Below are 19,594 nucleotides of genomic sequence, written 5' to 3'. Positions count from 1 at the left end.
TAGCTCAGCTGGTTCAGAGCATCTGCCTTACAAGCAGAGGGTCACTGGTTCGAATCCAGTAGCTCCCACATACGAAGCCATTCAGTAATACTGAGTGGCTTTTTTTTTGGAAAAAATTTAATGATTTTCTGATTTACGAATTTTTTGATTTCGGAATAAAAAGAGAAGACCGAAGCGAGTGAATACTTGCTTCGGTCTTCTCTTTTATCGATCTATAAAATCAAAAAATTCCTACACTTTCTTTTTCTTCTTCTCTGCTTTTTTAGCATAGTTCCCTTCAAAGAAACATTTAATGCCGCGGTACGCGCCGCAGCCGCCTATTTCCCGGATGGTAACCCTGCCTGCGGAGAACTGGAAGGCAATGCCGCAGGACGATTCCTTGTCTTTAAACTCCCCTCTGTTACCGGCTATATAATGGCCTTTACCACTCAGTTCTCCTTTACAGTTGCCGTTGTCTTTAGAGAAAGTGATGAAAAACTGGAAAGTTTTTCCGTCCTCACCATCCCGGATGGAGATCAGGCTCATGTCGCCGGAAGTATAATCACCGGAGAATTTATGTTTGCGCGGCAATGTATCGATGGGATTGAAGATCTGGCCCGGTGTGGTAGGGCCATTGGAATTGGTCATGATCAACTGTACTGAACCATCTTTGCCCACCGCATAAAAATCTTCTTTCAGGGCGGTATTGCTGCCGCTCAGTTTTTTCTCCGAGCTTACCTTGATCACATTTTTGCTGTCGATGGAAGTGGAGACAACAGTACCGTCCGCACTACCGGTGTTGGCTATACGCAAACGGTTCAGGTATTTTCCTTTTTTGTCGAGTATACAGAGATAACCGGTGCTCTGTGTGCGGCCCACCGCTTTAATAACCATGTAGTTGGTCAGGTTTCCCTGGATACGGGCCAGTGGAAACAGTTTTACCTTTTCCGTTTTACCATAGTCACCCTTCAGAAGCGTGTCTGTCAGGAAGCGGCTCACATCTGCCACGCCAACGGCCAGTGAATCGGCCTGTTTCAGCTGCAGGGTGTCTGCATTGAGTTTATACGGTAATGTTCCGGGGGTAAACAATTCCTGGAAGTCTTCGAATGTCATGGGCTCATCAGCGCCTCTGCCAGGTTTCTTTTTGGATTTGCAGGCTGCCAGTGCAACAATTGTCAATAATAATAACAGGTAACGCTTCATGAAAAGTTGATTCAGGGCGAAAAGTTAGATATAATTTTTATATGTGCGCAGCTAAAATCAAAAAACATACCGGATGGAGAAAAGTTCAATATAATTATTTAGATTTGTCTAAATAATATTTTAGACGATATGAACTTATCCATTGCAGAAGAGAACTACGTGAAGGCCATATATAAGCTCCAGGAAGGGGATACAGCCGTTACCACCAACGGACTGGCATACGAACTGGACACCAAACCGGCCTCTGTAACCGACATGGCTAAGAAGTTAAAAGAGAAACAACTGATAGACTATGAAAAATATAAAGGGATCACCCTGACCACGGAAGGCCGCAAAACCGCCCTGCAGATTGTGCGCCGTCACCGGCTGTGGGAGTGTTTCCTGGTAGACAAGCTGGCTTTCAGCTGGGAAGAAGTACATGAGCTGGCCGAAGAACTGGAACATGTGCGCAGCGAAAAACTGACCACCCGGCTCAGTGAATACCTGGGCAATCCGACGGTAGATCCGCATGGAGATCCTATCCCCGATGCACACGGCCGGATGGCCAAACCACGCCCGCAGACTTCACTGGACCAGGCCAACGCCAAGCGGTTGGTGGTCACTGCCGTTACAGACCAGTCAGTGGCCCTGCTGGCCTTTCTGAACGCCAAAGGTATCCGCCTCGGCACGCAACTGGAAATTGTCACGCATTATGAATACGACAATTCCATCGAAATAAAAATGAAACACGCGCCTTCTCTCACCATCAGTGAGCAGGTGGCTAAAAATATCATGGTAAGACCCGTTTAAAAAAATTACGAATTACGAATTACGGCCAACGAAGGGGCCCGCATTCGTAATTCGTAATTCGCAATTCGTAATTGAATTAATTATGGACTACAATCGTGCAACGTCGCTGAGTGAGGTACATCAGAGCATAGATACCAGCAATAAATCAAAGTGGAAAAAGCTGTTCGCCTTTTTCGGGCCTGCCTATCTTGTCAGCGTAGGTTATATGGACCCCGGCAACTGGGCCACCGACCTCGCCGGCGGCAGCCAGTATGGCTATAAACTGATATGGGTACTGTTAATGAGCAACCTGATGGCCTTGCTGCTGCAAAGCCTCAGCGCCCGGCTGGGCATCGTTCGTGGCCGCGACCTGGCGCAGGCCAACAGGGAAACATATCCGCGCAGCGTTAACTTCATCCTCTACCTCCTGGCGGAAGTGGCCATTGCGGCCACTGACCTGGCAGAGGTGCTGGGCATGGCCATCGGGCTGCAACTGCTCACCGGCCTGCCGCTGATATGGGGCGTCAGCCTCACCGTACTGGACACGTTCCTGCTGCTCGTATTACAACGTTACGGCATCCGCAAAATGGAAGCCTTTATCGTGGCACTCGTCGCTATCGTAGGCGTTTCCTTTATGGTGCAACTGGTCATGGCCAAACCGGATATGCGGGAGGTGGCACAGGGCTTCATCCCTTCCATCCCCGATAATACCGCGCTGTATATTGCTATCGGTATCATTGGCGCCACCGTGATGCCGCATAACCTTTACCTGCACTCCGCACTGGTGCAAACACGCAAGATCAAACGGGACGACGCAGGCATCAAACAGGCGCTGAAACTTAACTTTGTGGACAGCACCATCGCGCTCAATCTTGCTTTCCTTGTCAACGCCGCCATTCTCATCCTGGCGGCAGCGGTATTCTTTAAAACCGGACGCACGGACATTGCGGAAATACAGGACGCCCATCAGCTGCTGGAACAGTTACTGAGCAGTAAGCTCGCGCCCATCCTCTTCGCTGTGGCGCTGATTGCCGCAGGACAGAGCAGCACCGTGACCGGCACCCTCGCCGGGCAGATCATCATGGAAGGTTACCTGCACCTGCGCATCAATCCATGGCTGCGCCGGCTGCTGACCCGCCTGCTGGCCATCGTGCCGGCTTTCCTGGTTATCCTTATCGCCGGGGAAAACCAGGTAGGCGCCCTGCTGGTCTTCAGCCAAGTACTGCTGAGCATGCAGCTGGGCTTCGCTATCATCCCCCTGATCCACTTCGTGAGCGATAAACACACGATGGGCAAATTCGCCATCAAACCCGTCACTAAAGTACTTAGCTGGGCCATCACTGCTTTGTTGGTATATTTGAATATGCGCATGGTGTACACAGAAGCAATGGGCTACATTTCCGGCAACGGTAATGTTTTCATCGACGGCATCATCATCCTGGCCTCTATCGGCTTTGTGGTGCTGCTGATCGTAACCGTGATATACCCGCTTATCAGCCGCTACCGCCAGGAAACGTCCGGCGGTATCCATACGCCGCAGGTGTCCCTCGGAGAACTGGAAAAGCCGGAATACAAACGCATCGCCATGGCACTGGAGTTCAGCAAAAAAGACGAACAGATCATCTCCAATGCCATTGCTCACGGTAACGAGCATACGGAGTACCTGTTGATACACATCGTGGAAAGCGCGTCCGCCAAATACTTCGGGACAGAATCCGACGACTTCGAAACACGCAAAGACCAGGAACAGCTGGACACTTACCTGGCGCTGCTGAACAGCCGCGGCATCAAAGCCCGTGGCATGCTCGGCTTCCGTCACCGTGCCAAGGAAATTGCCCGCATCGTGAACCATGAAAAAGCAGACTTCCTCGTGCTCGGCGGCCATGGCCACAAAGGCATCAAAGACTGGATATACGGGGAAACGGCCAACCAGGTACGCCACTTTGTAAAAGTACCGGTGCTGGTGGTGCAGTAACTGCTACGACTATACGATTTTATATTTGTTTTTCGACGCCACTTCGTGCATTTCGAACCGGCGCACCAGCAGCACCAATACGGCCGCTATGGCTGCGATAACGGCTACATACAATGCGATGTCACGTATACTTACGAGCATGGCCTGCAGCTGCAGTTTCTTTTGTACCATGGCCTGCGCCGCCAGCGTGGCGCGCTGCACGTCCATCCCGTGTGAAAGGTATAAAGCCCTGAAACTGCCCAGCTCCCTGCTGTACAATGGATTATCGGTAGTGAGGCTTTCGGACAGCCAGGAGGCATGGGTAACGGTGTCCCTGAACAACCAGTTGCTGTACAAAGCGTAACCAGCAAAGGAACCGATAATGTACCGGAAGGATAAACTGCCCATCACCCGGTGGCCGTTCATACGCCGCGGTATATTGGTGGCCGCAAAAGTGGAAAGAGTGGTCAGCACCAGGCCATAAGCCATGCCCTGCATCCCGTACGGTATCACCAACGCTTCAAAGGCAGCCGCAGTTTGAATATTACGGCTGAAAAGATACAGCGAGCCGCTATACAGCATAAAACCAATGCTCAGCATGACACGCCGTTGTACCCCTTTGTAAAGCAGCCAGCCGGTCAACGGGAAACTGATCATATAAGCACACAACGTGATAACAGCCATCTGCGACAGGTAATTTTCCTGCTCCCGGAAATTATACCCGGCGTAATAGTTGAACAGGAAACCAGTGCTGTAAAACACGTACAATACCACCATGAAAGCAATACCCAACGGCACCTGCCGGTAAAGACCAAATACCCTGAGGTCCCAGAACGGCCGCTTCACACGGAGCTGCCGGTATATGAATAACACAACGGTAATACCGCATCCCAGCAGCGCATACACCATGGTGTCATCATCAAACCAATCCAGTGTCTTACCATACGTCAGCACATACGAAAAAAGAAATGCTGCGGTCACAAACAACAACATGCTAAGCCAATCCACCTGGTACAGCGGTATTCGACGGTGTGTCCGCCGGCGGTGAAACAACAGCGCACACAGTACTATGCATATGCCCGCCGCCACTGCGGATATCAGATAGATGTCGCGCCAGTCATGATCTCCCAGTACAGGGTCCACAAAAATATCCGCTAGTTCTCCCCCAAAACGGGCAATGGTATAATAGATCCCGTAAAACATCGCCCTGTGGCGCATAACAGGATACTCATTGGTCAACAAAGAGATGAAATCCAGCAGGCAGGCCAGCTTCAGCATACCGATGAAAAAATTACTGACCAGCAGCAAAGAGGCATTGTTGACCGTAAAACACAACAACGACAGTATTATCTGCAACCCCAGCGCCAGCTGCAACAAATCCGATTTCTGAAAATACAGCCGCAGCCGGTAGTATACCGGAATGATGGCTACCATTCCGATGGCGCCGGCCTGCGAAAACCATACGACCGTTTCCGGCGCTATCCCGTAAAACGCCGCCAGCCGCGATGCCGTAGTGCTGGTGATGCCCAGCACAAAAGCCTGGAGGATGATCAACAGGACCATCGACGGCCCTTTTACCGCTTTTGGCACAAATGATCGGTATGGTGACAATGCATAAGCCATAGGAGGAATGATTTATCGTTGAACGTGCAACTATTTAGGTAAATTTTTTTATTGCAGCCGGCGGATTATGGCAGACAGCACCGCTCTGGCGGCAGCCAGTTCTTTTTCATCAAAGTCTGCCGTGAGACTGTCCAGGAACGGGTCCAGCACCGGCAATACTTTCATTTTCAGGGCCTGCCCGCTGTGTGTCAGCACGATTTTTTTATTGCGGGCATCGGTTTCATCAGCTGCACGGGCCACGAGGCCTCTTTTTTCCATGTTGTGGATAACCTTGGTAATGCTGGCCTTGTCTTTATGCAACAGATCTGCCAGCTCCTGCTGTTTACGCCCTTCCCGTTGCCACAGCACCCGCAGAACGGTCACCATTTCGGACGTGAGATCAATCCCATGCTGCGCCAGCAGTGCATTGATGCGCAACCGGTAAAGCCCCAGCGCCTGGGAAATTAATAAGCTGATCCGTGGTGACTGGTCCATTGTCTCGTTTGTTTTAACTATACAAAAGTACGAAATTTAGTTGAATATTCAACTAAATGATATTACGGGAATAACTTAACTTGAGAGACAAAAACCGAATTATGCGAAGCATCTTTCAGCCGGGCGATGTGAAACACTTTACCCGTCACGTACGGGCAGAAGACTGTGCTGCTTTTGACAGCGGCCGGGTACATCCCGTGTATGCCACCTTTGCCCTGGGCCGTGATGCAGAGTGGTGTTGCCGCATGTTTGTACTGGAAATGAAAACAGAAGAAGAGGAGGGAATCGGCACCATGCTGACCGTAGAACATCTTTCACCGGCCCTGCAAGGCAGCGAAGTACATTTTACCGCTACCATCACCGCTTTGCAGGGAAATGAAATCATATGCAGTTATGAAGCGCATGTGGGCAACCGGCTCATAGCACGCGGCACACAGGCACAGAAAATACTGCTTAAAGAGAAACTGGAACGGCGTTTTGCCGCTTTATAAGCCCAGTGCCGCTTTCAGGCGGGGATAGCCGGTTTTGCTCACCAGCACCCGGGCGCCGCTGCGCAGAATGGCCAGGTGGTTTTCCTTCTCATAAGGGTCAATGCGCGTTACCTGGTTCACATTCAGAATATACGAACGGTGTACCCGGGTAAACTGCTGCGGGTCCAGCGTCTGCTCAAAAAACGACATGGTTTTGTTTTTCAGGAAACTGCCTTCCTGCGTCACAATCTTCACATAATCATCTGCTGCTTCCAGGTAGTGAATATCCTGCACCGGGATGATCTTAATTTTCCCGTTGATCTTGATCACTACGCGGTTGTTTTGTAATGGCGTGGCAGCGGCTGTTTCCAGCAGTGCGGCCGTAGCGGCGGCATTGCTGTTATGTTGCTCCAGCCATTTCTGAAAGGCTTTGTCAAAACGATCGCGGGAAAAGGGTTTCAGCAGGTAATCCACAGCATGTACTTCAAAAGCACGGAGCGCATGCTCTTCAAAAGCGGTGGTGAATATCACGGCAGGCATGGTTTCTACCAGTTCCAGCATCTCAAAACCGGTGATCTTCGGCATCTGGATATCGAGGAAGATAATGTCCGGCTGGTGTTGCTGAATAGCTTTCAGTCCTTCAAAACCATCGTTGCATTCCTGCATCAGCTGCACCTGCGGATAGCCTGACAGGAATTCCTTTACCACTTCACGTGCCAGAGGTTCATCATCAATTATTACTGCTTTTATCATGTGTTTGTGGTACTTTAATCAGCGTGGTATAAATATTTTCCTCAGCGCCTGTTTCCAGCAGGTCCTGCCGCGCAAACAGCAGGTACAGCCTCCGCCTGATAGAGGTGAGCCCGAAACCGGTGCCTTTATTGGGCTGCTGCAGTTCGTTGTCAAACGGGTTTTTCACTTCCAGCAGCAACATCCCGTCTTCCACATACGCCCTGATTGTAATACAGATATCCCCTACCGTATCATACAGACCAAATTTAATGGCGTTTTCCACCACCGGCTGCAGCAGCATGGGCGGCACATACATCGCTTCCGCTGCCTCATCGTAACTAACGCTGGTGGATAAACGATGTCCGAATCTCACTTTCTCGATATCGAGATATAACTGGAGATACTGTAGTTCTTCTTTCAGAGAGATCCAGTGGTCGTCTTCCCGTTTCAGGGAGCCACGGAGGAAGTCGGACAGTTTGAGCACCATTTCACGGGCCTGCTCCGGACGCAGCATAATGAGCGCGTTGATAGAGTTGAGGCTGTTGAACAGAAAGTGTGGCTGTAACTGTTGCCGCAGCTTGTACAATTCAGCCTCCCGGATAATGGCTTCGTTGGCCTCTCTCCTTTCCCTTTCGCCCTGCTCCTCTTCTTCATCGTACCAGAGCTGGCTACGGTAGCCAATACCGGCGATGATCATACATCCCACAATAAAATGGATCGGGATGGCATTATTAAGCCAGCGCAGGTATACAGGGTCGGTATCAAAGGTGGTTTCCAGCAGCCAGTGGGTGAAGAATACCCAAAGGGCGGCCATCACGGAACTTACCACCGTTACATACAGAAACTTGTTGATGCCGGCGCCCGGACGGTAGTACGACAGGTTACGGCTGATCAGGAAACCGGCGCCGCCCAGCAGGACAACGTGTACGGAACTGTCCGAAATAGCCTGCCATGCGGTCAGATCAAACCAGTAATACAGCAGGGCTGCATACAACACCAGCCAGATCAGGAAGGAGGTAAGGAAACTCCACCGGGAGTTTCCTTTGTATAATTCTTTTGCCAATAGCGCGCCTTTTTTGTCTTTTTAGACGTTCACTTCAATATATTGTTGTCCCTGCAATTGTGCGGATTTCATCTGCAACCAGGCGATATAGGAATTGGGATCTCCTGGTTCTTCTATGCGGGAATACAGCTCCATGCCGTCTGTCAGTTGATCAAGGGTATATACTTCCGGTACGTTGATGAACTTCCATTGCACCAGTTCCTGTTGTTGGTTTTTGAAGGCATATTGTTCCTGCATTCCGATTTCCCTTGCTTTCTCCCAGGCCTCTTTTTTGGAGATGGCGCTGATCAGTCTCAACTGTTCATCGAATTGCGGCGTATGAGAGCCATTACCGCAAATGATCTGATAAACTACTTTAGCAACAAACCAATACATACAATAAGATTTAAAAAGTTGGTAAGATAATGCGCTGGTAAGGTCCTTTTAAGCGAAGCTTTTGATCTCCACTCCGCCGAAGATACAGGAGCCTTTCAGCAGCAATACTTTGTCTTTATCAATACTTCCCAGCAGGGCGGCCGGGCGTTTTTCCTCTACGCCGCCCATAATGGTAGAGATGTCTACTTTCACGGTCCAGTTGGCCGGCACCACAATCTCACATCCACCAAAGATGGCGGTCACTTCTAGCGTCACAGTACCGTTGATGTCTGCCTGCATCAGGTTGAGGTCCGTACCGCCAAATACGTTGGAGACATAGCCGCCTTTGAAGTTTTTGGAGGTGACCACCTTTTCGAGGCCACTGAAACAGGATGATATGTTGATGGTGTCCATGTCAGAAGAGATGTCACTGCTGGTACGGTCTTTCGCGAAATACCGGGCATCGCTGAACATGTGTTCGTTATGCCTTTTAAATAAGGCCGTTACCCCGATGGCGATCAGTACGACCGGCCAGATAAACTTGGCCGTGTTATAAGGCCAGTGCATAATTTCACCTGCCAGGAAAATGCCGCCTACGGTGATCATGGCAAACCAGGGACCGCCTCTGAAGTTATGTTTGAAGCCCAGTGCCAGGCCTATTACGATCAGGATCATCTGCCAGGAGAATATCCAGCTGGGGATATCCAGGTCAAGTCGCTGCAACAGCAGGGAAGTACCGATGAGGATAAGGATAATACCGCCAATACTGCGTCCTCTCTTTCTTTTGGCGATCAAATCATCATTTATCATTGTTTTTTGTTTTCATGGCTGGAATGTTTTAACAATACAAAAGTAGGACGGCAGCACCGGCTGTAAAAGGGCCATTAGGCTAAAAATGCGGTTTTACCGGTAAAAAGCAGGAAAAGGCCGGTGAAAATACCCTCTGCTGTCCCAGGACTGAAGTCCTGGGCTACATTAAGGGATTTATTAGGCAAGAAAATGAATCATGAAGGTGAATATTAACTGCTGGCAAACTAAACGTAGCCCAGGGCTTTAGCCCTGGGGCTAGATTTCGATCGTTACAAGATCTGCCTTGCCGGAGAGTTTCTCCAGCACTTCCCGGAGCTGCTGCACCATTGGGTCGGGCCCACAGATATAAAAATGCTGGTCAAAATTGGAAATCTTCCTTTTAAGGTATGCTTCATCTACGATATGGTGGTCGTAGCCCGGCACTTCTTCCCTGGTGATGGTATTAATGAAGTTGTTACCCAACATTTGCTGAAATTCTTCTTTAAGAATAATATCAGCATAGGTACGGTTAGAGAAAATCAGTTTATTGTTGCCCAGTTGTCCTTTGCGTTGCAGGTCGCGGAAAATGGCGATAAACGGGGTAACGCCGGCGCCGCCCGCAATAAAAACGCCTTCTCCCTTATAGTGGATGGCTCCCCATACATCGTGCAGGATCAGGCTGTCGCCTGGCTGGATATGCCCCAGCAGGTCGGTAACGCTGTGATGGTCGGGATAACTTTTAATGGTGAATTCCAGGTGGTCCCATTCATTCAGACTGGTAAATGTAAAGGGACGGCGTTCTTCTTCCCATCCGGGCTTGTTCACTGCCACTTCCGTGGCCTGACCGGGGACAAACGTGTATCCTTCCGGCTTTTCTACCTTGTAGCGTCTTACGTTGTGAGTGACAGGGGTTACGGACAATACTTTAACGATATGGCTTTCCATAGAGTAGGTTTTCAGTTTAATATGAATATAGGATATTTTTTGCTCAACGCAGTATATGCGCAGCAAGCCCGGCGAGGTCTGCGGCCCAGCGGGCGTAGTCTTTCCCGGAAGGATGAAGGCCGTCGGCAGCCACCAGTGAGGTGTCCCGGGCGGCTTCCCGGGTATAGGGCGTGATGTCCAGCCAGTGGGCGCCGTGCGCCGCTGCGATGGTTTTGGCAGCCGTATTAAAAGCGTCTATTTCCCGGGCAATGGCGGCCCGGTCGCGGTCTGCCGCAAAGGGCGTCACGCCCCAGTCGGGGATGGAGAGCACTATCACATGCGACGGCTGATGACCGGCAAAGTCGATGGCCTGTTGCAGCAGCTCCGTAAACTGCTCCCGGTATTCCTCCAGGCTGCGGCCGCGGTATTGGTTATTGACCCCTATCAGCAGCGTCACCAGGTCGAAAGTGCCGGTAATACGCGCTTCCCGGATGCCCTTTTCCAGTTCGTCGGTGGTCCATCCGGTGGTGGCCACTATTTTAGCATCATTGACGGCGATGCCTTTTTGACGGAGCAGCCGGACCGTCTGCGCCGGGAAACGTTCCGTTTCCGCTACGCTTTCACCGATAGTATAGCTGTCACCCAGCGCCAGGAAAGAATATGGGACCATAAGGGTATCTGCAATTTTGTTGTGACAAAAAAAGGAACAGCAAAATAGCATTAATCTTAACATAAGCAAAAAGTTATATACACTCTCTTTTTCACACAGATTTAAGCAAAAGTTCACCCGCCTTAAACCGGAATGCCGTACCTTTGCACCCGATTACAACAATTAAGTTAACGCATAAAGAAACCGTTTTATGCCGGCAGAAAAAATATCGATGAACAATGGCCTGTTACAGGTCCCTACCCACCCAATCATACCATTTATTATAGGCGACGGAATTGGTCCGGATATCTGGAAAGCCAGCGTCCGTGTATTCGACGCAGCTGTGGAAAAAGCCTATGGTAGCGAGCGGAAAATTGAATGGAAAGAAGTATTGGCAGGCGAAAAAGCCTTCCAGGAAACCGGCGAATGGTTGCCTGCTGCAACGCTCGATGCGTTGAAAGAGTACCTGGTGTCTATTAAAGGCCCTCTGTCTACCCCGGTAGGTGGCGGTATGCGTTCTCTGAACGTGGCCATGCGCCAGGAGCTGGACCTGTACGCCTGTGTAAGGCCGGTGCGCTGGTTCAACAAAGTGCCTTCTCCGGTAAAACATCCTGAGAAAGTAGACATGGTGATCTTCCGCGAAAACACAGAAGATATCTATGCCGGTATCGAATACATGACAGGTACGCCTGAATGTGAAAAATTGCTCAACTTCCTGCAGAATGAAATGGGCGTGAAAAAAATCCGTTTCCCGGAAACTTCTTCCCTCGGCATCAAACCGGTGTCTATCGAAGGTACCGAGAGACTGGTACGCGCTGCCATCCTCTATGCACTCGAGCATAAACGTCCTTCCGTTACCCTCGTACACAAAGGTAACATCATGAAATTCACCGAAGGCGGCTTCAAAAACTGGGGCTATGCACTGGCGGTAAGAGAATTTGGTGATAAAGTGTACACCTGGGAACAGTGGGAACAAACCAAAAAAGACCAAAACGAAGAAGCTGCCAATAAAGAACTGAAAGTAGCTATCGCAGAAGGTAAACTGCTGATCAAAGACGTGATCGCGGACAACTTCCTGCAACAGATACTGCTGGCTCCTCAGGACTACTCAGTAGTAGCTACGCTCAACCTCAACGGTGACTATATCTCCGACGCACTGGCTGCTGCAGTAGGTGGCATTGGTATCGCTCCGGGCGCCAATATCAACTACCTCACCGGTCATGCTGTGTTTGAAGCCACACACGGTACTGCGCCACGCTTCGCCAACACCAACACCATGAACCCGTCTTCCGTTATCCTCAGCGGGGTAATGATGCTCGAATACATGGGCTGGAAAGAAGCAGCCAATATCATCGTGCATGGCCTGAGCACTGCCATCGCCCGCAAACGCGTTACCATCGACTTCTACAACCTGATGGACGACGCCACCCTGGTAAAAACCAGCGAATTCGCGGACGAAGTGATCAAACAAATGCAACACTAATACCCGTCTTTCAGACAGATACACAAGCAAAGGAGTGGATCTATCTGTAATGGTTATATTATGTATTAACATAATCATTACAGGGAGATCTTCACTCCTTTGCTTTCTTATTGTATATTGTTGATGCAATGAACATCTGGCAGAAAGCCCTTTACAAGCCATCTTATGAAAATGTTTTGTAATTTTCCCAGCTATTCGTATTTTTCGTGATTATCCCTTTTAGGGACTTGCTTGAATAGTTGTTCGTTTTTGTTGCTTTTAATCTAATTTTTTAAAAAAAACCGTAATGTCAAAAATTAAAGTAGCTAATCCGGTGGTAGAACTGGATGGAGACGAGATGACACGGATCATCTGGAAATTCATTAAGGACAAACTGATACTTCCATATCTGGACGTAGAAATCAAATATTTTGACCTGGGCATGGAACATCGTGATGCGACCAACGACCAGGTGACTATTGATGCAGCTAACGCTATCCGCGAAACAGGCGTTGGTATCAAATGCGCAACTATCACTCCTGATGAAGCCCGCGTAAAAGAATTTAACCTGAAACAAATGTGGAAATCACCGAACGGCACTATCCGTAATATCCTGGATGGTACTGTGTTCCGTGAGCCCATCGTCATGAAAAACGTGCCACGCCTGGTGCCTAACTGGACTGCTCCTATCTGCATCGGCCGTCACGCTTTCGGTGACCAATACCGCGCTACTGACTTTGTGACCAAAGGCAAAGGCAAACTCACCATCAAATTTGAAGGTGAAAACGGTGAAGTGATCGAACATGAAGTATACAACTTCAAAGGCGACGGCGTTGCACTGGCAATGTACAACACCGACGAATCCATCAAAGGCTTCGCCCGTGCTTGTTTCAACCAGGCCCTGATGAAAAAATGGCCACTGTACCTGAGCACCAAAAACACCATCCTGAAAAAATATGATGGTCGTTTCAAAGATATTTTCGAAGAAATTTACCAGCAGGAATTTAAAACTGCCTTCGATGCTGCCGGTCTCACCTACGAACACCGCCTCATCGATGACATGGTTGCTTCTGCCCTGAAATGGAATGGCAACTTTGTATGGGCTTGTAAAAACTATGATGGCGACGTTCAGTCTGATACCGTTGCACAAGGCTTCGGTTCCCTCGGCCTGATGACTTCCACCCTGGTTACGCCTGATGGCAAAACCATGGAAGCAGAAGCAGCCCATGGTACCGTAACCCGCCACTACCGCGACCACCAGGCCGGTAAACCAACTTCCACCAACCCGATCGCTTCCATCTTCGCATGGACCCGTGGTCTGGAATTCCGTGGCAAACTGGACAACAACCAGGAACTGATCAACTTCTGCCAGGCACTGGAACAGGTTTGTATCGAAACTGTGGAAAGCGGCAAAATGACCAAAGACCTCGCAGTTTGTATCCACGGCAATAAAGTGGAGCACGGCAAACACTACCTCTACACAGAAGAATTCCTGGAAGAGCTGGACAAAGCCCTGAAAGCGAAACTGGCTAAATAAAGCAAAATTATCTGTCATAAAAGCAAAGCCCCGGTCCATGGACCGGGGCTTTGCTTTTCGTATAGTCGTGTACTTATAATTTCATCTGTTTACGCACCACTTTATCTTCTCCGTAGATATCGTCGTAAAATACCAGTGTGCCTTCTTTACCTTCTGCTGTAAAATAACGGAAGTAAATTGGAACACGGCGGGTAAGATCTACCTGTCGCTTTTCTTCCCGCTCAATCCATGCCCGAACGCTGTCTCCTTTGTGATTGGCCGTGTCCGGCGATGAAACGAGGTACTGCGCCAGGCTGTCCCACTGCTGCACCCGCACACAACCATGGCTCATGGCACGCATGGAGTTTTTGAACAGTCCGCGGTTATTGGTGTCATGCAGGTATACACTGTATTTGTTACGGAAGTTAAATTTCATAATGCCCAGGGAATTGTCCACTCCGTCCATTTGCCGCAGCACATAAGGGAAATGTCCTTTAGACAGTTTGCTCCAGTCTATCGTTGACGGATCTACGGCGTTACCGGAAGCATCGATCACCTCCAGGTTTTTAGAAGCCAGATAACCGACATTCTTCTTGATAGCGGGCAGCATTTCCTTGAACACAATGCTGTAAGGCACGCGCCAGTAAGGGTACAGCATGAAGTTGGTCATGTAGGAATTGAGAATAGGCGTACGGGTACGGGGCGTACCTACTATCACTCTCGATTCCAGTTTCACTTCCCCGCTGTCCACTACCTGCAACGTATAGCCGGGCAGGTTAACCATGATATATGTTCTGGGGAGTGTGTCCGGCAGTTTGCGCCAGCGGTCCAGGTTTACAGCGGCCTGCATCACCCAGTCATGCACCGAGCGGTTCATGGCCATCACCGTCCTTTTGCCAGGCACACCGTCCGGATAGATGTTAAATTCTTTCTGGAAGGCTTTTACGCCAGTCTTCAGCAGGGTGCTGTCTATCTCCCTGCCGGTAGTGTCCAGATGGCCGCTTTGCACCAGCCGGTCAACCACCAGTAGCCGGAAAGCCGGCGTGTCTGTGTAGTTCAACGGTAAGGTGTCCCAGTGATAGGCGGCATATTTTTCCTTGAAGGAACGAATGCCTTCTTTCAGCGCCACATAACCCGGATGCGTAGGTTCGAGGTCATGCAGCAGGGTGGTCACCTCGCCCTGTTCCAGTGCCTGGTGTAGTTTGGCGGTCAGCTGTGCGTCGGTGAAAAGGGAGTCGGCTTTCAGCGTCACGCTGTCGCGCGGCGCTGCTCCGAAACGCAGGTCAGACGCCATTCTCATAAAGGCGTCGGTGAGCATTACGTCCATACGCGCCCACAGGGCGGCATCTTTTTTAGCTGCCGGATCGTTGCTGAGCTGCTGCCAGGCCGTGTTGAGCGCCGGTTCATGATAATGCGCCGGAAGCAGGCCTACGTCTTCCGCCTGTTTGATAGCATCTAGCAACGTAGCGGCGGCAGCGTTAGGCACACCGTCTTTCGACCAGCGGCTGGCATTTTCCTTTTCCTTGTAAAAGTCCTGCAGGGCCTGAGGCCGGAAGGCGGGAAGACTGTCTTCCATCACACCATCGTTGTCCTGAATAGCTGACAGCCTCTCGGTAATGCTTTCTTTTACCACTTCGTCCAGCTGCCGGATGTTGGCGACAATTTGTTTCTTTTTGGGGGTTGCGTGCTTCTTTCCATGTCCACAGGCTAACAACAAACACATTCCGGAGCCGCACAACAAACTAAAAATAAGAGTCTTGTACTTCATCTGAAAAAATCGATGGGTAAAGATATATAATTTCCATGCCAAAAATAAAAATCCCGGAGCAATCGCTCCGGGACAATGACTGTCGGCACCAGATACAACCTTAACGGCAGCATTCTTTTTTGGTGAACAATGACTGTATGAATTTCAGGACAGACAATAATACTTTTTTCATCTCCCACGATTTTTAAAGAAGAGGCTACGGTGAGCAGTAGCCTCTCTTTCAACTAAAACTAAAACAACTAACTTCTAACAATTATAGTTTATCAAGGGGAATACGCTTGGGCGTTTTCAGTTGCTTGAACTGGCTGGGCGTAAGGCCGGTCACTTTTTTAAACTGTGCCGACAGGTGCGCCACGCTGCTGTACCCCATTTTATAACTGATTTCACTTAAACTCAATTCGTTGTAGTCCAGCAGTTCTTTCACCCGTTCAATTTTTTGTTGAATGATGTATTGTTCGATGGTTACTCCTTCCATTTCAGAAAAGAGGCTGCTCAGGTAATGATAGTCCTTCTGCAGTTTACCGGCCAACAGCGAGGAGAAATTTTCTCTCATGTCATCCAACTCTGAATAGTGGACGGTTTCTACAACGATGTTTTTAATGGCAGCTACCAGCTGCTGTTTTTTATCGTCTATCAGTAGAAAGCCTTCCGCCTGCAAAGCAACTGAAACTGCCTGCAATTGTTGTTCAGTAACCTTTCCATCCACGGTAGCTTTTCCCAGCTGAATGTCGGTCACTGTAAGCGGGACCGCCTCCAGCACTGATTTGACTACTTTAATACAGCGCGGACAAACCATATTTTTTATGAACAGATCTGTTTTCACGCAGGTTTATTTTTTAATGTTAAAAATGTTGTGCTCAATACGTACCATAAATGAGTTGAATGAATTACGCGCCATATCTCCTGTGAGTTGTGTGCGGTAAGAAAGGTCCAACCGGGTAGTACTGTTGAAAATAAACTGCACAGCCGGCGCGATATCCAGATAAGAACCTCTTCCTGCGACGTCTGTATTGGTTTTGCCCAACAGCTCCACATACAGGTTCAGATTGGTCTGATTAAAGTTCTTATATCTTACCGGAAGCACTAAATATCCTGCGGACAGGCTATAATTTACGGAATTTTTCGGGAACCCTTCAGGGATATTGTCCTTTATATTGTTCATATAACGGGAATACCCCAACGTAGTTGACAGTGCCAGCTTATGCAGCAGCTGTGTGGCGATAACCCCGCCGCTCACACCGGAGGTGGCCCCTTCCAGGTCCAGGTCTGTATTGGCGTACGGCTTTTTGGTGGCATGCGTGGACGGCACATATGGATTGTCAATGACGGAACCTTTTACATAGGCCGCCATCCTGAAATGTGCATGTTGCTGGTCCAGCGACAGAAAACGGTATTTAGCATAGACGCTGCCGCCTTCCATCCGGATGGAGGATTGCATCATATTGGCCGCATAACCGATAGCATGCACCATCAGTCTTTTATTGACACCCCACATCACTTCCGGCTCAAACCGCATACCGGTGGTACCATCATGCTCCATTTTGAAGAACTTGTTGGTAAGCCGGATACCGAGTGAATTGGCCGCCATATTGCTGGCCGGCTCTGTGTTAACGTATAATTCCTGTGCTGTTGTTACCTGGCTGAAAGCAAAGAACGCCACAGCCATCATTAAAAATTTGCGCATATACTGAAGCCGTAAGGATTAAATAGTGACGTGATAAATCCTTTTGGAAGCTTTGGCATCGTGCGGTGTACAGCAGTCGGCCATCACTCCTGTCTTATAGCAGGACATGCTGGTTTCAGTGGCGTATTTTTTAAACTGTTTGGCAGAAACAAAATCTTTATCGATGACAGTAATGTCTTTATCACCGTTCAGCACCTGGTCCTTCACATGCATAAAGTGCAGCGTGCTGCCTGCAAAAGGCACGTGGGTGTCGTTTTGCACCTTTACGTCGCTGAAGCTGGCAGTCACGACCAGTTTACCTACGGAAAAACCGGCATCTTCCACTTTCTGTTTGATGGCGTCGATATTGACCGCTGCGTCCGGTTTGAAATGCAGGATAAAAGTCGTGTTGTCAAGGTCTGTATCTATTTTGTCCACAAACGGTAATGTCTGGAGCGATTCCAGGGTAGCGCGTGAACACATGGCACAGGTGAGGCCGGAAGCCTGCAGACTGGCTTTTTTATATTGCGCCTGGGCGCCAAAGGAGATACCAAATGCGAGTAAAAGAATGGATAATATTTTCATGATCTGATGTTTATAAATTAAAGAATACAGCAATACATACAGCCTTCCGCGCAGCGGAAAGCAGTAACAGGAAGCTGTTATCAGATCAGAAAAACACAGTTACGGAGGAAAACGGGCGTAGCAGCGCCTATATCAGGCGGATCGTGCGGATAGCTGCTTTGTGCCAGCTGTAGGGACAACAAGGAAGGAGTGTCCAGGATTTTTACCGGCAGTTGTAAGTCAACCGTTACCGGCGCATCCTGCTGCAGTGCTTTGGCCGCCTGATGGGAGGTGGTCACCTTGCAGAATTTCACCTCGTTTTTACAGCAGTCCATACTTTTTACCGGCCGGCCGCATTTCTTGCACTGGTCCTCATCAGGGACGTTCTGCAATTTTACGGACGCCAGTTTGCCCATGCAATAATGCACGTTTACCGTGAACCCGCTGGTTAACAGCGTGTACAGGACAGCAAAAAATATGGCAAAAAAACGTTTCATGTCAAGTACAAAAGTACTACAATAAATTGTTTTTTATGACAGACAAGGTGAGTTTCCGGATGCGCCGGTTATTTTAACATTCAGTTAGCGTTTTTTGCTTTTTTGTTTTCCGGGAGATGCCTGCCCTTTTTCCAGCTGCTCCACCCTTGCTTTTAAGGCTTTGTTCTCTGCCCGCGCCTCAATCATATGCAAGGTGAGCTCCTCTATTTTTTGCAGCAGTAACCGGTTCATTTCCCCTAAATCCTGCCCGTTTTGCGCTACCTGTTGCGCAGAAGGTATGCCCGGCAGGTGGCGGTTGGCGTTGATAAAAGCAGCGGTACTGTCAAGTGAAGGGAGTTTATAATCAGGATGGAACACGTAATCCGGCCAGTCGGCAGCGTTTTGGGTTACTTTTACTCTTTTAGCATATACATCACCAGCGACAGACAACAGTGCAGTAGGATTAAAAGTACCAATGCCGACTTTTCCTTCTTTTACGCCAATAGTTCCCCAGGTCCCGCCTAATACATATTTTGTGGACACTCCATTTTCACCGTCAGTATTCAGCGTTACGGCAGCTGTACTTCCCTGATAAACATCTACAGCTCTCAGATAGATGCCGGATATTTTTGCAACAGCAGACCCAACGCCGTCACAACCGACAATTCGGCCATCAATTCTCCAATATAAATTCGCGCCCTGCGCATTTGTTCCTGCCGCTACTGCCTGGGCAATAGTAGTCGGTATCTGCACGGCATAAAAGGTACCTTCGTAGATAGCCCCCCAGGACCTGCCAATATCAAACTGATGGCCAGGCCTATGCGCCCAGGGAAACCAAAAACGGAATTGCATATTGCCACAGCTCATATTATCCGCCATTCTAACTAATACATAGTACTGTCTTACATATCCGGCCTTCACCGGGTTGGAAAATATATGATCTATCGGCATGTAATACCCTTTGGTAATATTTTGCCAGGAATCACCACCGTTCAGCCAGGCGGCGCCTTCTTCATTTCCAAAAATCTGCACCATTCCCTGTTCTACAGGTTCGTTTTGCGCGTAAATAGTGCTTGCAAAGGCGCATTGCAGCAGCAGGGCGACAAGGATAAAACGTTTCATAGTATAAGATGTTAATATTTATTTGGACGATTAGGCTAACC

At 49.2% G+C, this 19,594-nt stretch carries 20 protein-coding genes; 5 read left to right on the top strand and 15 right to left on the bottom strand.

Features of this window, described 5'->3' with window-relative positions; all coding sequences use genetic code 11:
• Nucleotides 1-231: 231 nt before the first annotated feature.
• A complete protein-coding gene (locus tag ACTJJS_RS01005; RefSeq protein ID WP_440662073.1) occupies nucleotides 232-1,182 on the bottom strand; it encodes a hypothetical protein in 951 nt (316 codons plus the stop codon).
• Between the two features lie 129 nt (nucleotides 1,183-1,311).
• Here ACTJJS_RS01005 and ACTJJS_RS01000 point away from each other — a divergent pair, with 129 nt between their 5' ends.
• Both ACTJJS_RS01000 and ACTJJS_RS00995 read left to right on the top strand, forming a co-directional pair.
• Nucleotides 1,312-1,971 carry a metal-dependent transcriptional regulator gene (locus ACTJJS_RS01000; RefSeq protein WP_168869727.1) on the top strand — a complete coding sequence of 220 codons (660 nt, stop codon included), beginning with the start codon at nucleotides 1,312-1,314 and terminating at the stop codon, nucleotides 1,969-1,971.
• Nucleotides 1,972-2,053: 82 nt separating this feature from the next.
• Nucleotides 2,054-3,925, top strand: a complete 1,872-nt coding sequence (locus ACTJJS_RS00995; RefSeq protein ID WP_440662072.1) for an Nramp family divalent metal transporter — start codon at nucleotides 2,054-2,056, stop codon at nucleotides 3,923-3,925.
• Nucleotides 3,926-3,934: 9 nt separating this feature from the next.
• Here ACTJJS_RS00995 and ACTJJS_RS00990 read toward each other — a convergent pair whose 3' ends face one another.
• Together ACTJJS_RS00990 and ACTJJS_RS00985 are read right to left on the bottom strand one after the other, a co-directional pair.
• The gene (locus tag ACTJJS_RS00990) at nucleotides 3,935-5,527 is read right to left on the bottom strand and encodes an MFS transporter (RefSeq protein ID WP_440662071.1); all 1,593 of its coding nucleotides are present in this window, start codon (nucleotides 5,525-5,527) and stop codon (nucleotides 3,935-3,937) included.
• 48 nt (nucleotides 5,528-5,575) lie between these two features.
• On the bottom strand, nucleotides 5,576-6,001 hold the full coding sequence (locus ACTJJS_RS00985) for a MarR family winged helix-turn-helix transcriptional regulator (protein ID WP_168869730.1): 426 nt from the start codon (nucleotides 5,999-6,001) through the stop codon (nucleotides 5,576-5,578).
• Between the two features lie 101 nt (nucleotides 6,002-6,102).
• Between ACTJJS_RS00985 and ACTJJS_RS00980 the strand changes: the two genes are divergently transcribed.
• Nucleotides 6,103-6,492, top strand: a complete 390-nt coding sequence (locus ACTJJS_RS00980) for a thioesterase family protein (RefSeq protein ID WP_343745255.1) — start codon at nucleotides 6,103-6,105, stop codon at nucleotides 6,490-6,492.
• Here ACTJJS_RS00980 and ACTJJS_RS00975 read toward each other — a convergent pair.
• From ACTJJS_RS00975 to ACTJJS_RS00950, 6 genes are all read right to left on the bottom strand, one after another.
• Nucleotides 6,487-7,224, bottom strand: a complete 738-nt coding sequence (locus ACTJJS_RS00975) for a LytR/AlgR family response regulator transcription factor (protein WP_168869732.1) — start codon at nucleotides 7,222-7,224, stop codon at nucleotides 6,487-6,489. The two genes, ACTJJS_RS00980 and ACTJJS_RS00975, sit on opposite strands and share 6 nt — an antisense overlap.
• Nucleotides 7,202-8,266, bottom strand: a complete 1,065-nt coding sequence (locus ACTJJS_RS00970) for a sensor histidine kinase (RefSeq protein WP_168869733.1) — start codon at nucleotides 8,264-8,266, stop codon at nucleotides 7,202-7,204. The genes ACTJJS_RS00975 and ACTJJS_RS00970 overlap by 23 nt, the downstream gene beginning before the upstream one ends.
• Nucleotides 8,267-8,287: 21 nt before the next feature.
• Nucleotides 8,288-8,641 carry a DUF4288 domain-containing protein gene (locus tag ACTJJS_RS00965; RefSeq protein WP_168869734.1) on the bottom strand — a complete coding sequence of 118 codons (354 nt, stop codon included), beginning with the start codon at nucleotides 8,639-8,641 and terminating at the stop codon, nucleotides 8,288-8,290.
• Nucleotides 8,642-8,689: 48 nt separating this feature from the next.
• Nucleotides 8,690-9,430, bottom strand: coding sequence for a LiaF transmembrane domain-containing protein (locus ACTJJS_RS00960; RefSeq protein ID WP_168869735.1), 741 nt, complete (start codon nucleotides 9,428-9,430; stop codon nucleotides 8,690-8,692).
• Between the two features lie 255 nt (nucleotides 9,431-9,685).
• Nucleotides 9,686-10,354: an FAD-binding oxidoreductase gene (locus ACTJJS_RS00955; RefSeq protein ID WP_168869736.1), complete on the bottom strand. Its 669-nt coding sequence runs from the start codon at nucleotides 10,352-10,354 to the stop codon at nucleotides 9,686-9,688.
• A gap of 43 nt (nucleotides 10,355-10,397) precedes the next feature.
• Complete coding sequence (locus ACTJJS_RS00950; RefSeq protein WP_440662069.1) at nucleotides 10,398-11,003, bottom strand: SGNH/GDSL hydrolase family protein; 606 nt, start codon at nucleotides 11,001-11,003, stop codon at nucleotides 10,398-10,400.
• A gap of 190 nt (nucleotides 11,004-11,193) precedes the next feature.
• Between ACTJJS_RS00950 and icd the strand changes: the two genes are divergently transcribed.
• Entirely contained in the window at nucleotides 11,194-12,465 is a 1,272-nt protein-coding gene (gene icd, locus ACTJJS_RS00945; RefSeq protein ID WP_168869738.1) for an NADP-dependent isocitrate dehydrogenase, read from the top strand.
• 286 nt (nucleotides 12,466-12,751) lie between these two features.
• Nucleotides 12,752-13,981, top strand: a complete 1,230-nt coding sequence (locus ACTJJS_RS00940; protein ID WP_343745258.1) for an NADP-dependent isocitrate dehydrogenase — start codon at nucleotides 12,752-12,754, stop codon at nucleotides 13,979-13,981.
• 73 nt (nucleotides 13,982-14,054) lie between these two features.
• Here ACTJJS_RS00940 and ACTJJS_RS00935 read toward each other — a convergent pair whose 3' ends face one another.
• The 6 genes from ACTJJS_RS00935 to ACTJJS_RS00910 all read right to left on the bottom strand — a co-directional run bounded on the left by ACTJJS_RS00935 (nucleotide 14,055) and on the right by ACTJJS_RS00910 (nucleotide 19,553).
• Nucleotides 14,055-15,728, bottom strand: a complete 1,674-nt coding sequence (locus ACTJJS_RS00935; protein ID WP_440662068.1) for a L,D-transpeptidase family protein — start codon at nucleotides 15,726-15,728, stop codon at nucleotides 14,055-14,057.
• A 253-nt stretch (nucleotides 15,729-15,981) separates the two neighbouring features.
• Complete coding sequence (locus ACTJJS_RS00930) at nucleotides 15,982-16,551, bottom strand: AraC family transcriptional regulator (protein WP_317166379.1); 570 nt, start codon at nucleotides 16,549-16,551, stop codon at nucleotides 15,982-15,984.
• A gap of 6 nt (nucleotides 16,552-16,557) precedes the next feature.
• On the bottom strand, nucleotides 16,558-17,412 hold the full coding sequence (locus ACTJJS_RS00925; RefSeq protein WP_440662066.1) for a hypothetical protein: 855 nt from the start codon (nucleotides 17,410-17,412) through the stop codon (nucleotides 16,558-16,560).
• A gap of 18 nt (nucleotides 17,413-17,430) precedes the next feature.
• Nucleotides 17,431-17,976 carry a heavy-metal-associated domain-containing protein gene (locus ACTJJS_RS00920; protein WP_168869742.1) on the bottom strand — a complete coding sequence of 182 codons (546 nt, stop codon included), beginning with the start codon at nucleotides 17,974-17,976 and terminating at the stop codon, nucleotides 17,431-17,433.
• A gap of 80 nt (nucleotides 17,977-18,056) precedes the next feature.
• Nucleotides 18,057-18,452, bottom strand: a complete 396-nt coding sequence (locus ACTJJS_RS00915) for an HYC_CC_PP family protein (protein ID WP_168869743.1) — start codon at nucleotides 18,450-18,452, stop codon at nucleotides 18,057-18,059.
• Between the two features lie 84 nt (nucleotides 18,453-18,536).
• Entirely contained in the window at nucleotides 18,537-19,553 is a 1,017-nt protein-coding gene (locus ACTJJS_RS00910; RefSeq protein ID WP_440662065.1) for a hypothetical protein, read from the bottom strand.
• Between the last annotated feature and the right edge of the window lie 41 nt (nucleotides 19,554-19,594).

Origin of the sequence: Chitinophaga sp. 22308, assembly GCF_052045305.1 — a bacterium.
Taxonomy (GTDB): domain Bacteria; phylum Bacteroidota; class Bacteroidia; order Chitinophagales; family Chitinophagaceae; genus Chitinophaga; species Chitinophaga varians_A.
This window is presented reverse-complemented; position numbering and strand designations above follow the sequence as displayed.